Genomic DNA, 14022 nt, shown 5'->3' with positions numbered 1-14022 from the left:
GGGTAGAGTTCTTTGAGTGCCGCGCGCAACGTGGTGGCGGCGACCTCGTGGGTGGTGGGCCCGGTGGTTAACTGGGTGAGCAGTTCATAGGTGCTGGGTGGGCGATGATTGTTGTTAAGTAGATCGTTGGGCATGTGTTGCTCCGCTGCAATCGCTAGCCTGGACGGGCGTTGAGGATGTGCAAGGTAGCGATGGCCGTTGCCGGGAGGACGGTAGATAAATAGCGGTGGCGCCGCTAAATCAGATCAGACGCGTTCGCCCGTGAAGGGCCGGTAGAGAGCTGGGTGAGCAGCGCTATCCGTGCATCCGGACGCGGTGTGTTGGTGGGCGTGGTGCTTGAAGCGGAGGCGTTCATGATGAGGCTTCCCTGTCTGGCCGTTTGGTGGAACTAGCCTGAGGTAAAGGCCAGGCGTTCCATGCCAGGGCGCGGCCACACAGAGAGGCGGTGCTTGGATAGGCCCACCTTCACGAGCGCATTTGAAGGCGCCCGTCAAACCAAGGTGCTTCAGGTGCCGGATTTGATCTTGGTCCAGGCCCTTGTTCTGGCGCGTTCGGCTTTGCTGTCCAGAGGTTTAAGGGTGTAGAGCGTGGCCATGGCGGTGTCGGTCGGATACAAGTTGGGATTGTGGCGAATGGCAGGGTCGACGCTCTCGGTAGCGTCCTTGTTCGGATTGGGATAGCCGACAAAGTCACTGATGGGCGCGATCACTGTGGGTTGCAGCAGGTAGTTGATGAAGGTGTAGGCGTCGTCCGGATTTTTAGCGCCTTTGGGGATGGCGAGCATGTCGAACCAGATCGGCGCGCCCTCCTTGGGTAGACGCATGTCCACGGTCACGCCATTTTTGGCTTCTTTGGCACGGTTGGCGGCCTGGGAGAAACTGCCTGAATAACCCACCGCCACACAAATATCACCGTTGGCGATATCGGCCATGTACTTGGAGGAGTGAAAGTAGGTGATGTAGGGGCGGATCTTCATCAGCAGCGCTTCGGCCTTGTCGTAGTCCTTGGGATTGCTGCTGTTGGGGTCCAGGCCCAGGTGCTGCAAGGCCAGTGGCAGGATCTCGGAGGGCGAGTCCAACAGCGCCACACCACATTGCTTGAGCTTGCTGATGTTTTCTTCCTTGAAGATCAGATCCCAACTGTCTACCGGCGCATTGTCGCCCAGGGCGGCCTTGACCTTGGCCGGGTTAAAGCCAATGAGGATGGTGCCGTACATGTAAGGCACGGCGAATTTATTGCCGGGGTCGTTGGCTTCGATCAGCTTCATCAGCTTGGGGTCGAGATGGTTCCAGTTTGGCAGCTTGCTGCGGTCCAGCGGCTGGAACACGCCGGCTTCGATCTGCTTGGCCAGGAACACGTTGGACGGTACCACCACGTCATAGCCGGAATTGCCGGTGAGCAATTTGGCTTCCAGCGCTTCGTTGGTGTCGAAGATGTCGTAGACCAATTTGATCTTGGGGTTCTGCGCCTTGAAGTCTTCCAGGGCTTTGGGCGTGATGTAGTCGAACCAGTTGTAGACCTTGAGGGTTTTCTCTTCGGCGTGGGCCGCGCCACCGATGACGGCGGCGCAGAGGACGAGTGACTTGAGCCTGTTCATTGGGCTGCTCCTTCAAAACCTTCGAGGACGTTGACGGCGTTGATGCCGATTTCTTCCACTGCGTAGCCGCCTTCCATCACAAACAGCGTGGGCTTGCCCAGCCGGGCGATGCGCGCGCCCATGGCCAGGTAGTCCGGGCTGTCGAGCTTAAACTGCGAGATAGGGTCGTCCTTGAACGTGTCCACGCCCAGGGACACGACGATGATGTCCGCGCCGTAGCGCTCGATCTGGGCGCAGGCTTCTTCCAATGCAGCACTCCAGGCTGCCCAACCGGAACCGGCCGGCAGTGGATAGTTGAAGTTGAAGCCTTCGCCTTCACCTTCGCCCAGCTCGTCGGCATAGCCCAGGAAGAACGGAAACTCTGCTTCCGGATGGCCATGAATCGAGGTGAACAACACGTCGCTGCGTGCGTAAAAAATCGACTGGGTGCCGTTGCCGTGGTGGTAATCCACATCCAGGATCGCGACGCGTTTGTGGCCTTGGTCGAGGAAGGCCTGGGCGGCAATGGCGGCGTTGTTGAGGTAGCAATAACCGCCCATCAAGTCGCCCGCAGCATGATGCCCAGGTGGGCGGCACAGGGCGAATGCACTGTGGGCGCCGTTCTGGATGGCCTGCTGCGCCGTGAGGGCCACTTGCGCCGCGCTGTAGGCGGCTTGCCAAGTGCCGGCGGTAATCGGCGCGCCGCCGTCGAAACTGTAATAGCCCAACTGGCCATGCAGGCTTGTGGGGATCACCCGGCGCAGCGTGCGCGCGGGCCAGGTGTAGGGCAGCAAGTCGCCCTCCTGGCCGTACTCGGTCCAGCGCTGCCAGGCGCCTTGGAAGAAGTCGAGGTAGTCGTGGCTGTGGATCCGCTGCAGCGGTGCCAGGCCGAAATCCTGCGGCGCGTGTACCGGGCCCAGTTCTCGGTCTTTGACCCGTTGCAACACGTGGTCGGCGCGCGAGGGCATTTCAAAGCAGGGCATCAGTTGCCCGTCCATCAATTCACAGCGGCCATGGTGCAGGTGGTGATCGTCCGAGTAGATCGTCAGCATTTGTTGTTCTCCGCAGGCTGTATCGGTGGGTGCAGTCTTGCGGCAGGCACGCTTTAAGAGAACGGCAGGAGCGGCCAAAAGGGGATAATTATGGCCAAATTATCTGTCCTGAATTCGCCCCTCAATGAAGCATCATGCGCGAAATTGGCTCGGCGCCACGCCACTCCAACGCACAAAGGCATGCCTGAAACTTGCCGTTTCGCTGAAGCCCAGTGCCTCGGCAATCCGGTAAATCGGCCAGTGGTCCTCAGCCAGCAGTTGCTTGGCGCGCTCGAAACGCAGCTCGTCCAGCAGCTCCTGGTAGCTGCAGCCCAGGTCATGCAGATGCCGGCGCAGGGTGCGTGCCGAACAGTTCATCTGCTCGGCCAAGCCCTCCAGGCCCGGCGCGGCGTTGAGCTGTGCGGCGAGCAGCTGGCGAATTCTGCCGAGCCAGGCCTGGCGCCCGGTGAACTCCAGGTTTTGTTTGCGGCAACGCTCGGCCATCGCCTGGTGAGTAATGGCGTCGGCCAGGGGCAGCGGCTGGTCCAGCCAGTGTTTGTCGAAGGCAAAGGCATTGGCGGTGGCCTGAAATTGCAGCGTGCAGGGGAAGCGCTCGGCGTAGCGCATGCGATAGTCGGGGGCATCATGTTCAAAGCGCGCAGCCAGTAAGGGCAGAGGCTGGCCGAGCAGGTCGTCGCAGATCACTTTCAATGACGCCAGGCACAGCTCGACGTTGAACATTTCCAGGCTGGGGTTTTCCCGATAGTCGCCGGCGGTGAACCAGATTCGCTCACCGTCCTCTTCAAGGCTCAACTCGAACAGTGTTCCCAGCAGCGCCGGATACCGCAGGGCCAAGCGTAATGCGTCACCAAAGGTGGCACTGGTGAGCAGGGCGTAACCGAGCATGCCGTAGGCCGACACATGCATTTGTGCGCCCAGCTCCAGGCCGACATCGCGGCGCAGGGCCACGGCATTGGCGCACACGCGCATTTCCTGATTGGTGGTGATGCGCGTGTCGGCCCGGCTCAAGTCCGCCGCACAGATGCCGCTGCCGGCCAGCAGCGCCTCGTGCGGCAAGCCTTTGAAGGTGTTAAGCACCAGCGAAACAGCATTGAGGGTGGTGAGGTGGGAATGCAGCATGGAAACTTCCAGCCAGGGGATGGCTGGAAGTGGAGCAAGTTACATGCCGGTCAGCTCAGTTCGCCGCACAGGTCCAGTTCCACCAGGCGGCGCACTTCACTGGCCTCAAGCCCGGCGCCGAGCAGGGCATTGAGCTTGCCGAACGCCGCTTCACGGGTCATGCCGCCACCGGACAGCACGCCCACGCCGCGCAGGCGGCTGCCGGCTTCGTACACGTCCAGTTCCACGCCGCCTTCATGGCATTGAGTGATTGCCACGACGGTTACACCCAGTTCCTGCGCACGCTTGAGGCTGGCGAGAAAATCAGGGTTATCGCTCGGCCCGGTGCCGCTGCCGAAGCATTCCAGCACCAGCGCCTGGATGCCGCTGTCGATCAACGCGTTCAGTTGCGCGGCAGCGATGCCCGGCACCAGCGGCAACACGCCGACATTGGCCAAGGCTTTGGGCTGGCGGTAATGCAGGGCGGCCGGGATCATGTCGGCCTGGGCGACGCCGCCATTGCGCTGCAGGGCCGCAAACGGGTGGCGACCGAAGCTGCGGATTTTCGCGCAACGGGTCGGTGCCATCAGCGCGCCGTGGAAGTACAGCTGCACGCCCGGCGCCAGGCCTTCGCCCAAGGCTGTCAAGGCGCCGCTCACGTTTTCCCAGGCATCGCTGTCGGGCACGCCGGCCGGCAGCATGGAGCCGGTGAAGACTACCGGCGCCGGCAGGCCCAGCAGTTGAAAACTCATGGCTGCCGCGCTGTAGGCCAGGGTGTCGGTGCCGTGCAGGATCAGCACCGCATCGCAGCCTGCGTCCACGGCCTCGACCACGGCGCTGCGCAGATGCTGCCAGTAAGTGGGCGTCATGTTGGCGCTGTCGATCAGCGGCGACATCTCTTGAAAGCGCCAGATGGGCACTGCTGCATCGGTCAGCTGTTCGCGCATGCGCGCCTCAAAACCCGACGCAGGCGCCAGGCCGTTGGCGCTGGCCTGCATGCCAATGGTGCCGCCGGTGTAGAGCACCATCACGTTGTTAGCTGGTTGCATGAAAAATCTCCTGAACGAAAAACGCCGCCGGGCCCAGAGCATGCCCAAGGCCGGGCGGCGTGTCATCTAGCGGTGATTAACGTTGCGCTTGAGCGCTCAGTTCAGCCGAGGTGACTTCTGCCTTTGCCGGGTTGGCCGGCCAGGCCTTGCGGTCCAGGTCCAGGTCAGGGAACTGGCTGGAGTCGAACACCGGCGTCTTGATGCCTGCGGCACGCTGGTTGTCGTAGTCATTGAGGATGCGCATGGCAATCTTGAACAGGAACGCCAGGGCGAACAGGTTGACGAACGCCAGCAGGGTCATGGTGATGTCGGCGAAGGCGAACACGGTGCTCAGGTTCTCGATCGAACCCCAGAAAATCAGCACCAGCACCAGCGCACGGTAGCCCATCAGCACCTTGCGGTTGTTACCCACCAGGAAGCGCAGGTTGCTCTCGCCGAGGTAGTAGTTGTACATGATCGAGGTGAACACGAACAACGCCAGGGCCACCGAGATGAACATGCGGCCCCAGTCACCGACCACCGCCGCCAGGGAGTTCTGGGTCAGGGCAATGCCGTCGCCTTCAAAACCTGGGGTGTAGAAACCGGAGAGCAGGATCAGCAACGCGGTGCAGGTACAGATCACGAAGGTGTCGAGGAACACGCTGAACGCCTGCACCACGCCTTGGGCGATCGGGTGTTCTACCGAGGCCACTGCCGCCACGTTAGGCGCACTGCCCAGACCGGCTTCGTTGGCGAACACGCCGCGCTTCACACCCATGATGATCGCGCTGCCCACCAGGCCACCGAAGGCTTGGTCGAGGCCGAAAGCGCTTTTGACGATGGTCGCGAGCATGGCCGGCACGTGGTCGAATTGCAGCACGATCACGTACAGGGTCACAGCGATGTAGACCAGGGTCTTGACCGGCACCAGCAGGTCGGCAATCGAAGCGATGCGCTTGATCCCGCCGATGAACACCAGGCCCAGCAATACCGCCAGCGCCAGGCCGGTGTAGGTGGTGTCCAGGCCAAAGGCGTTGTTCAGCGAGTGAGTCACGGCGTGGGCTTGCAGGCCGTTGAAGGCGAAACCGAAAGTCACCAGCAACAGGAACGCCATGACCATACCCAGCCAGCGCTTCTGCAAGCCGTGCTGGATGTAATACGCCGGGCCGCCACGGTAGGTGCCCTCGGCATCGGTGCGCTTGTACAACTGGCCGAGGGAGCACTCGATAAAGCTCGAGGACATGCCCACCAGTGCGGTGACCCACATCCAGAACACGGCGCCCGGGCCACCCAGGGTCACGGCAATGCCGACACCGGCGATGTTACCGGCACCCACGCGGCCGGCCAGGCTGAGCATCAGCGCCTGGAAGGAACTGAGCTGGCCGGCGCTGCTCTTCAGGCTGTCTTTGAACACCGAGAACATGTGGAAAAAGTGACGCAACTGTACGAAACGCGAGCGGATCGTGAAATAACCGCCGAGCCCGACAATGAGCACGATCAGTACTTTCCCTGAGAGGAAGTCGTTGATGACTTCGAGCATGGAGTGTTCCTCGCTGATTTTTCTAATGGCAAACGCAGGACGGTCCGACGCGTCGCTCAGCACCAGGCAGTGCACGACGCTTCGCCCCAATCCTTTTGCGGGTGTTGTTATTCATGCGCTTTCGCGATGTCTGCGGGCCTCGTTACCGACGGCCGCAGACGCGAAGAGGGGCGGCACTATACCTAGGCGAGCGTGATCCGTCTGCACGGGGCGATTAAAGGTTTCAGCCAGGCGGTTGCAGGCAAGGAGGGTTTGCAGGGCGATATTGGATTTTTTATGGGCGTCATTTCACAACCTTGGGGCAAAAAAAAGGGCCTGAAGAACGAGCCTTCAGGCCCTCAAAAGGTGAGAGGTGTCTAGTCCCTCAACCTGGTGAGCGGTGCATCAAACGCTTAGGCCTTCAGCGGGACCAAACGTGGAGCAATCATGTTTTCGGGGCGCAGGATGTCGTCGAGCATGGCGTCGTCGAGCAAGCCTTCTTCGCGCACCAGTTCCAGCACGCCGCGGCCGCTTTCGAGGGCGATACGCGCAATGCGGGTGGCGTTTTCATAGCCGATGTACGGGTTCAGCGCGGTGACCAGACCGATGGAGTGTTCCACCAGTTCGCGGCAACGGGCTTCGTTGGCGGTGATGCCGACGATGCAGTGTTCGCGCAGCATGTCCATGGCGCGTTGCAGCAGGCGGATCGAGTCGAAGATCTTGAAAGCGATCAGCGGCTCCATCACGTTCAACTGCAGTTGGCCGCCTTCGGCTGCCATGGTCAGGGCCAGGTCGTTACCGATAACCTGGAACGCAACCTGGTTCACGGCTTCCGGGATCACCGGGTTAACCTTGCCGGGCATGATCGAGCTGCCTGGCTGGCGTGCCGGCAGGTTGATCTCGTTGATGCCGGTGCGTGGGCCGCTGGACAGCAGACGCAGGTCATTGCAGATCTTCGACAGCTTCACCGCAGTACGCTTGAGCATGCCGGAGAACAGCACGAAAGCGCCCATGTCGGAGGTGGCTTCGATCAGGTCGGCAGCCGGAACCAGCGGCTGGCCGCTGATCAGCGCCAGGCGTTGTACGGCCAGGGCCTGGTAACGCGGGTCGGCGTTGATGCCGGTGCCGATGGCGGTGCCGCCCAGGTTCACTTCGGTCAGTAGCTCTGGCGCCAGTGTTTTCAGGCGAGCCAGGTCTTCACCCAGGGTGGTGGCGAAGGCGCGGAATTCCTGGCCGAGGGTCATCGGCACGGCATCTTGCAATTGGGTACGGCCCATTTTCAGCACGTGGCCGAACTCGATGCCTTTGGCGGCGAACGCCTGGATCAGGCTGTCGAGGCTGGCCAGCAGCGCGTCATGGCCCAGCAGCAGACCCAGGCGGATCGCGGTTGGGTAGGCGTCGTTGGTCGACTGCGCCATGTTCACGTCGTTGTTGGGGTGCAGGTACTGGTACTCGCCCTTGTTGTGGCCCATGGCCTCCAACGCGATGTTGGCGATGACTTCGTTGGCATTCATGTTGGTCGAAGTGCCAGCGCCGCCTTGAATCATGTCCACCACGAACTCTTCGTGGAAATCGCCGCGGATCAGACGGGCACAGGCTTCGCTGATGGCAGCGTGCTTGGCTTCGCTGAGCTGGCCCAACTCGCGGTTGGCGTCAGCGGCTGCTTGCTTGACCATTGCCAGGCCGACCACCAATTTCGGGTAATGCGAAATCGGAACGCCCGAGAGGCGGAAGTTGTTCACCGCTCGCAGGGTCTGGATGCCGTAATACGCTTGAGCCGGTACTTCGAGTACGCCAAGCAGGTCTTTTTCTGTGCGGAATGATGCAGCGGAGGACATGACGGAAATCATCTCGATATGGACCCGGAACAGGCCGGAACGCTGCGAATGCTAGGCTTGTAGAAGTTTTTGGGCCAATGCTGTTAAACACTGGCCTATGCACAAACGGCATAATGTTGATGTGACCCGGTTATCATGGCGGGCGTGTGTGCCAAAATGGTGCGTGTCCGTGGGAGGAAGCGATGAACCTTGAGAGCAAATGGCTGGAAGACTTCAGCGCCCTGGCGGCAACCCGCAGCTTTTCCCAGGCAGCGGAGCGGCGCTTTGTCACCCAGCCAGCGTTCAGCCGGCGTATCCGGAGCCTTGAAGCCGCGTTGGGCCTGACGTTGGTCAACCGTTCGCGCACGCCCGTCGAGCTGACGGCGGCGGGGCAGCTGTTCCTGGTCACCGCGCGCACGGTGGTCGAACAGCTCGGTGAAGTGCTGCGCCATTTGCATCACCTGGAAGGTGGGCAGGGCGAAGTCATGCAAGTGGCGGCCGCGCACTCCCTGGCATTGGGCTTCTTCCCGCGCTGGATCGCGCAACTGCGTAACGAGGGCCTTAACATCGCGACCCGACTGGTCGCCACCAACGTTGGCGATGCAGTGCACGCCCTGCGCGAAGGCGGCTGCGACTTGATGCTGGCGTTCTACGACCCGGATGCGGCCATGCAGATGGACGCGGAAATCTTCCCGTCGCTGCACCTGGGCAACACCGAGATGCTCCCGGTGTGCGCCGCCGACGCCGACGGCAAACCGCTGTTCGACCTGGAGGGTGAGGGCAGCGTGCCGTTGCTGGCCTACAGTGCCGGCGCCTTTCTCGGGCGCTCGGTAAATTTGCTGCTGCGCCAGCGCGCCCTGCGTTTCACCACCATTTACGAAACTGCCATGGCAGACAGTCTCAAGAGCATGGCCCTTGAAGGCTTGGGTATCGCCTGGGTGCCGCAGTTGAGCGTGCGTGCCGAACTGGCACGTGGCGAACTGGTGGTGTGCGGCGGCCCGCAATGGCATGTGCCGCTGGAGATTCGCTTGTATCGCTGCGCGTTGGTGCGCAAGGCGAACGTGCGGCTGCTATGGCGCAAGTTGGAAGGCGGGGCTGCACAAAGCACCTGAGCGCAATGCAGATCAACTGTGGGAGCTGGCTTGCCTGCGATGCAGGCGCCTCGGTACATCAGCCATAAGTGAGGTGATGCTATCGCAGGCAAGCCAGCTCCCACATTGACCCTTTTTCTCAGGGGAAATTTGCGCCGGTTTCGCTGACTCGGAAGTCAATAAAACCGCCGCTTTGCGCCGTAAGACAGATGGTCATTCCAGGGGCTGTTTATCTGGATTATTACGGTATACTGCGCGGCCTTCGGCCGGTCCAACCGGCCTTAATTCGTACACCAAGCCACGCCGGATTTCCCGCGTGGCTTGTTGTTTTTTGACGCGCCTGCGGGCGCCCAGAGAGAAGAGGCACGACGATGAGTGCATTGGTTGGCGTGATCATGGGCTCCAAGTCCGATTGGTCCACCCTTAGCCACACCGCCGATATGCTGGAAAAACTCGGCATTCCGTATGAAGTGAAAGTGGTCTCTGCCCACCGCACCCCGGATTTGCTGTTCCAGTATGCCGATGAAGCAGAATCCCGTGGCATCGAGGTGATCATCGCCGGTGCCGGCGGTGCGGCGCACCTGCCAGGCATGTGTGCGGCCAAGACCCACCTGCCGGTGCTCGGTGTGCCGGTGCAGTCGTCGATGCTCTCGGGCGTGGATTCGCTGTTGTCCATCGTGCAGATGCCGGCCGGTATTCCGGTGGCTACATTGGCAATCGGCAAGGCTGGCGCGATCAACGCTGCGTTGCTGTCCGCCAGCATCCTGGGCGCCAAGCACCCGCAGTTTCACGCGGTGCTGAAAAAATTCCGTGCTGAGCAGACAGACAGCGTGCTGGACAATCCAGACCCACGTATCGCCTGAAGGTATTGATTGATGAAAATCGGTGTAATCGGTGGCGGCCAACTGGGTCGCATGCTGGCCTTGGCGGGCACCCCGCTGGGGATGAACTTCGCTTTCCTGGACCCGGCGCCGGACGCCTGCGCGGCGGCCCTGGGTGAACACCTGCGCGCTGACTACAGCGACCCGGACCATCTGCGCCAACTGGCCGATGAAGTCGACCTGGTGACCTTCGAATTCGAAAGCGTCCCGGCCGAAACCGTGGCCTTCCTGTCGCAGTTCGTGCCGGTGTACCCGAGCGCCGAAGCATTGCGCATCGCGCGTGACCGCTGGTTCGAGAAGAGCATGTTCAAGGACCTGGGTATCCCGACCCCCGCCTTCGCCGATATCCAGTCCCAGGCAGACCTGGACGCCGCCGTCGCCAGCATCGGCCTGCCAGCCGTGCTCAAGACCCGCACCCTGGGTTATGACGGCAAGGGCCAGAAAGTCCTGCGCACTGCTGCCGATGTGGTCGGCACTTTTGCCGAACTGGGCAGTGTTGCCTGCCTGCTGGAAGGCTTTGTGCCGTTCACCGGTGAAGTTTCTCTGATCGCTGTGCGCGCCCGTGACGGCGAGACCCGCTTCTACCCGTTGGTGCACAACACTCACGACAGCGGCATTCTCAAGCTGTCCGTGGCCAGCACCGACCACCCGCTGCAGGCCCTGGCCGAAGACTATTCCAGCCGCGTGCTCAAGCAGCTGGATTACGTCGGCGTGATGGCGTTCGAGTTCTTTGAAGTCGACGGCGGCCTCAAGGCCAACGAAATCGCCCCGCGCGTGCACAACTCCGGGCACTGGACCACCGAAGGTGCCGAGTGCAGCCAGTTCGAAAACCACCTGCGGGCGGTGGCGGGCTTGCCGCTGGGTTCCACAGCGAAGGTCGGCGAGAGCGCCATGCTCAACTTTATCGGCGCAGTCCCGCCGGTAGAAAAAGTCATCGCCATTGATGACTGCCACCTGCATCACTACGGCAAGGCTTTCAAGGCCGGGCGTAAAGTTGGCCACGCCAACCTGCGTTGCAAGGACCGTGCAACCCTTGAGGCGCAGATTCTCAAGGTCGAAGCGCTGATCGCCGAGCAATAACCTTGAGGGCGGCGGGAACCATTGGTTATCGCCGCCTCTCTGATTGCAGGACGCTAAAGTCTGACTAGGCTTTGGTGTAGTTCACTTCATTCAGAGGGAAATGCCATGGGTATCATTGGAACCATCTTTATCGGCTTGATCGTCGGCCTGCTGGCGCGCTTCCTCAAGCCTGGCGACGACAGCATGGGCTGGATCATGACCATCCTGCTGGGTATCGCAGGTTCCCTGGTCGCCACCTACGGTGGTCAGGCCCTGGGCATCTACCAGGCGGGTCAAGGCGCGGGCTTCCTCGGCGCGCTGATCGGCGCCATCGTGCTGCTGGTGATCTACGGCCTGCTGAGAAAGAAATGATTTAAGCGACAAAGCCCTCTGCGCTGCGCAGGCGCAGAGGGCTAGAATGCTCGGCATCTGAACTTGCCGAGCTTTTTCATGCGCCGTCTTTTATTCACACTCCTCCTGTTGGGCTCAGGCCTGGCGCACGCCGGTGAACTGCCGGAAACCGATTGGCTCGACTTGATGCCGCTTTCAGACCAGAAAGCCCTCGAGGCCATGCCCGAGATCGACCACAACTCCCCCGAAGCCCAAGGCACCTTCACCGACAAAGGTGGCTTGAAGCAGAGCAAAGGCTTGCCGGCGGTAATGTACTCGACCAAGACCGTGGCCGCCATGAACGGCAAGAACATCCGCATCGGTGGCTACCCGGTACCGTTGGAAACCGACGCGAAGGGCCGCAGCACCCTGTTTTTCCTGGTGCCGTACCCAGGCGCCTGCATCCACGTGCCGCCACCGCCGCCTAATCAGTTGGTGCTGGTGCGTTATCCCAAGGGGCTGAAGCTGGATGATATCTACACGCCGCTGTGGGTGACGGGCACGTTGAAGGTGGAGAAGGTCAACAATGACCTGGCAGATGCGGCGTATGCGCTGGATGCGGGGAAGGTCAGGGTAGTGAAAGAGTCCGATCTCTAGATCATGACGCAGAACCCAATGTGGGAGCGAGCTTGTGTGGGAGCAGGCAAGCCAGCTCCCACACAAGCGTGCTCACACATGTTGATTGGTTTTTACAGAGCGAAGCTGGCGATGCTCACACCCAAGGTATGGCTTTGACCCGGCGCCAAGCTCACCACATCATCCAGCACATTCGCCGTTTCGATGCACAGCATGCCCTGCCAGCCATCATCGGCCATGTCGTCAAACGCCTTGGCGCGTTCGGTCCATGGGTTCCAGATCACGGTCGAGCTCGAACCCTGGCTGGTGAGCTGAATGCGGCGCTGCCAATCCTTATCGACAATATTCAACTGCGCCGGCGTATCCAGGTAGATACGATCAGTCTCGGCACTGAAGTGCAGCAGGCCGGACTGCTTCTTCTCGGCCCAGCCATCGGCGGTGTCGATATACGCCAGCCCATCCAGCCCTTCGACCTGCACCTTGCGTACGTCACTCACGGCGAAGTAAGTGTGCAGCGCCTGGCTGAGGGTCACAGTGTCGGTGCCACGGTTGTGGCTGGTCAGGCGGATGTGCAGTTGATCGTCCAACAGCAGGCTCAACGTCAGGTTGACCTGATGCGGCCAGCCGGGGAAGCCGCCCTCGGGAACCGGCAGAACCAAGTCCACCCGTAGCGCTTGGCCTTCGAGTTCGCTCGCGGCCAACTCCCAGTGTGCCGTGCGCACAAAACCATGGGCACCGGCCGGTTGCTCGCTCTGGCGCATCGCCTTGACGCTCTGCGGGTTGCGGTCAAACACGCCAAACCATGGCCAGCATACCGGCACGCCGGTACGGATGCCTTTGCCTTGCTTGAACACCGCCGCAGGGTTTGGCCATATCAGCGGCTGCTCGCCCTGGCGCTGGTAACTGAAGATGTGCGCGCCCTGTTGGGCCACCATCAATTCAGCGCCGTTGTGGCGAATGCGCCAGCAGTCCAGTTCGTCGATTTTTACGCTTTCAACGTGGGGCACAGGCATACGAAGCACTCTTTAATGGCAGGCAATGGGGCAATTGACCGTCAAAACCCGACGAGGTTTAACGCGCGCGCGACGGTACCGAGCGCGTGCGGCCGCTGCCATCGATGGCGACGAACACGAACACCGCCTCGGTAACTTTGCGCCATTCACTGGACAGCGGGTCGTCGCTCCACACTTCGACCATCATCTGGATCGAGCTACGGCCAATTTCCAGGGCTTGGGTATAGAAGGACAATTGCGCACCGACCGCGACCGGCACCAGAAAGGCCATGCGATCAATGGCCACGGTAGCCACGCGGCCGCCGGCGACCTTGCTGGCCATTGCCGTGCCTGCCAGGTCCATCTGCGCGACCAGCCAGCCGCCAAAAATATCGCCAAAACCATTGGTTTCACGTGGCAATGCGGTGATTTGCAGGGCGAGATCGCCTTGCGGGATAGGATCTTCTTGTTCGAGTTCGATCATGCCAAGGGTGCCTCTGACCCGTAACGCTTCATGGGTGTTTCAAGTGGATAGCCGTCTTCGGGAAAAACGTTTCAGCACCAACATACACCGCTCGATACGTTTCTCGTAAGGCGCACTAAAGGGAAACTCTGCCAAAACGGCTGGGTGGCACCCAACGACGTTTTGGCACAGCAGCCCCTCAAGACAGCGGGTTTGGCGCTTGCAAGGGCCGAGTATATCGAGACGCTGGCGCCGCGACGACCTCCCGGCGCTCATTTGGTCGGCAAATCGCGGCTGTTATGCGGCTTTTTCGCGCAACTGTGTTTCTGATTGCAGGGAAAGCGCACGAATGGGGAATATTTCGCCCATTTGAACTGTGATTCGGTAGACGCTGTGCTTTTTCAAACGATTTGCTATCTTGCCAAACCTGCCGCAAGTCCCGGGCTTGCTGTTCTGATTACTATAAGAGAAGCCTTGCCA

At 61.1% G+C, this 14022-nt stretch carries 15 protein-coding genes; 6 read left to right on the top strand and 9 right to left on the bottom strand.

Going from position 1 to position 14022, the window contains the following annotated elements; translation table 11 throughout:
* Positions 1-505: 505 nt before the first annotated feature.
* From FEM54_RS09415 to FEM54_RS09395, 5 genes are all read right to left on the bottom strand, one after another.
* Positions 506-1597 (bottom strand): polyamine ABC transporter substrate-binding protein, encoded by a 1092-nt coding sequence (locus FEM54_RS09415; RefSeq protein WP_099550236.1) that lies wholly within the window; start codon positions 1595-1597, stop codon positions 506-508.
* Positions 1594-2628 carry a histone deacetylase family protein gene (locus FEM54_RS09410; protein ID WP_138450580.1) on the bottom strand — a complete coding sequence of 345 codons (1035 nt, stop codon included), beginning with the start codon at positions 2626-2628 and terminating at the stop codon, positions 1594-1596. The genes FEM54_RS09415 and FEM54_RS09410 overlap by 4 nt, the downstream gene beginning before the upstream one ends.
* 132 nt (positions 2629-2760) lie before the next feature.
* The gene (locus tag FEM54_RS09405; RefSeq protein ID WP_138450578.1) at positions 2761-3747 is read right to left on the bottom strand and encodes an AraC family transcriptional regulator; all 987 of its coding nucleotides are present in this window, start codon (positions 3745-3747) and stop codon (positions 2761-2763) included.
* 50 nt (positions 3748-3797) lie between these two features.
* Positions 3798-4775 (bottom strand): asparaginase, encoded by a 978-nt coding sequence (locus FEM54_RS09400; RefSeq protein ID WP_138450576.1) that lies wholly within the window; start codon positions 4773-4775, stop codon positions 3798-3800.
* Between the two features lie 76 nt (positions 4776-4851).
* Positions 4852-6294, bottom strand: a complete 1443-nt coding sequence (locus tag FEM54_RS09395; RefSeq protein ID WP_138450575.1) for an alanine/glycine:cation symporter family protein — start codon at positions 6292-6294, stop codon at positions 4852-4854.
* Between the two features lie 192 nt (positions 6295-6486).
* Here FEM54_RS09395 and FEM54_RS33885 point away from each other — a divergent pair, with 192 nt between their 5' ends.
* Positions 6487-6654, top strand: coding sequence for a hypothetical protein (locus FEM54_RS33885; protein ID WP_170036668.1), 168 nt, complete (start codon positions 6487-6489; stop codon positions 6652-6654).
* A 32-nt stretch (positions 6655-6686) separates the two neighbouring features.
* On the opposite strand, the gene aspA is transcribed toward FEM54_RS33885, so the two are convergent.
* Positions 6687-8111 carry an aspartate ammonia-lyase gene (gene aspA / locus FEM54_RS09390; RefSeq protein ID WP_138450573.1) on the bottom strand — a complete coding sequence of 475 codons (1425 nt, stop codon included), beginning with the start codon at positions 8109-8111 and terminating at the stop codon, positions 6687-6689.
* A gap of 182 nt (positions 8112-8293) precedes the next feature.
* Here aspA and FEM54_RS09385 point away from each other — a divergent pair, with 182 nt between their 5' ends.
* From FEM54_RS09385 to FEM54_RS09365, 5 genes are all read left to right on the top strand, one after another.
* Complete coding sequence (locus FEM54_RS09385; RefSeq protein ID WP_043048142.1) at positions 8294-9202, top strand: LysR substrate-binding domain-containing protein; 909 nt, start codon at positions 8294-8296, stop codon at positions 9200-9202.
* A gap of 350 nt (positions 9203-9552) precedes the next feature.
* A complete protein-coding gene (purE, locus tag FEM54_RS09380) occupies positions 9553-10044 on the top strand; it encodes a 5-(carboxyamino)imidazole ribonucleotide mutase (protein ID WP_003195648.1) in 492 nt (163 codons plus the stop codon).
* A gap of 12 nt (positions 10045-10056) precedes the next feature.
* On the top strand, positions 10057-11142 hold the full coding sequence (locus tag FEM54_RS09375) for a 5-(carboxyamino)imidazole ribonucleotide synthase (protein ID WP_017135794.1): 1086 nt from the start codon (positions 10057-10059) through the stop codon (positions 11140-11142).
* Positions 11143-11247: 105 nt separating this feature from the next.
* Entirely contained in the window at positions 11248-11493 is a 246-nt protein-coding gene (locus tag FEM54_RS09370; protein WP_015886585.1) for a GlsB/YeaQ/YmgE family stress response membrane protein, read from the top strand.
* 78 nt (positions 11494-11571) lie between these two features.
* A complete protein-coding gene (locus tag FEM54_RS09365) occupies positions 11572-12108 on the top strand; it encodes a DUF3299 domain-containing protein (protein WP_017135795.1) in 537 nt (178 codons plus the stop codon).
* 92 nt (positions 12109-12200) lie between these two features.
* On the opposite strand, the gene FEM54_RS09360 is transcribed toward FEM54_RS09365, so the two are convergent.
* The 3 genes from FEM54_RS09360 to FEM54_RS34295 form a co-directional block, all read right to left on the bottom strand.
* Complete coding sequence (locus tag FEM54_RS09360) at positions 12201-13100, bottom strand: D-hexose-6-phosphate mutarotase (RefSeq protein WP_138450571.1); 900 nt, start codon at positions 13098-13100, stop codon at positions 12201-12203.
* Between the two features lie 58 nt (positions 13101-13158).
* A complete protein-coding gene (locus tag FEM54_RS09355) occupies positions 13159-13563 on the bottom strand; it encodes an acyl-CoA thioesterase (protein ID WP_003176975.1) in 405 nt (134 codons plus the stop codon).
* Positions 13564-13839: 276 nt separating this feature from the next.
* Positions 13840-14022: hypothetical protein (locus FEM54_RS34295; protein ID WP_205894397.1), on the bottom strand; the 183-nt coding region annotated here is incomplete at its 5' end.

Origin of the sequence: Pseudomonas edaphica (assembly GCF_005863185.1) — a bacterium.
Classification (GTDB): domain Bacteria; phylum Pseudomonadota; class Gammaproteobacteria; order Pseudomonadales; family Pseudomonadaceae; genus Aquipseudomonas; species Aquipseudomonas edaphica.
Note: the sequence above shows the minus strand (reverse complement) of the source record. Positions and strands in the feature narration are given on the sequence as shown.

Coding starts and splice junctions, on each gene's coding strand:
- FEM54_RS09415 (WP_099550236.1), bottom strand. CDS start 1,597: ATGAACAGGCTCAAGTCACTCGTCCTCTGCGCCGCCGTCATCGGTGGC.
- FEM54_RS09410 (WP_138450580.1), bottom strand. CDS start 2,628: ATGCTGACGATCTACTCGGACGATCACCACCTGCACCATGGCCGCTGT.
- FEM54_RS09405 (WP_138450578.1), bottom strand. CDS start 3,747: ATGCTGCATTCCCACCTCACCACCCTCAATGCTGTTTCGCTGGTGCTT.
- FEM54_RS09400 (WP_138450576.1), bottom strand. CDS start 4,775: ATGCAACCAGCTAACAACGTGATGGTGCTCTACACCGGCGGCACCATT.
- FEM54_RS09395 (WP_138450575.1), bottom strand. CDS start 6,294: ATGCTCGAAGTCATCAACGACTTCCTCTCAGGGAAAGTACTGATCGTG.
- aspA (WP_138450573.1), bottom strand. CDS start 8,111: ATGTCCTCCGCTGCATCATTCCGCACAGAAAAAGACCTGCTTGGCGTA.
- FEM54_RS09385 (WP_043048142.1), top strand. CDS start 8,294: ATGAACCTTGAGAGCAAATGGCTGGAAGACTTCAGCGCCCTGGCGGCA.
- purE (WP_003195648.1), top strand. CDS start 9,553: ATGAGTGCATTGGTTGGCGTGATCATGGGCTCCAAGTCCGATTGGTCC.
- FEM54_RS09375 (WP_017135794.1), top strand. CDS start 10,057: ATGAAAATCGGTGTAATCGGTGGCGGCCAACTGGGTCGCATGCTGGCC.
- FEM54_RS09370 (WP_015886585.1), top strand. CDS start 11,248: ATGGGTATCATTGGAACCATCTTTATCGGCTTGATCGTCGGCCTGCTG.
- FEM54_RS09365 (WP_017135795.1), top strand. CDS start 11,572: ATGCGCCGTCTTTTATTCACACTCCTCCTGTTGGGCTCAGGCCTGGCG.
- FEM54_RS09360 (WP_138450571.1), bottom strand. CDS start 13,100: ATGCCTGTGCCCCACGTTGAAAGCGTAAAAATCGACGAACTGGACTGC.
- FEM54_RS09355 (WP_003176975.1), bottom strand. CDS start 13,563: ATGATCGAACTCGAACAAGAAGATCCTATCCCGCAAGGCGATCTCGCC.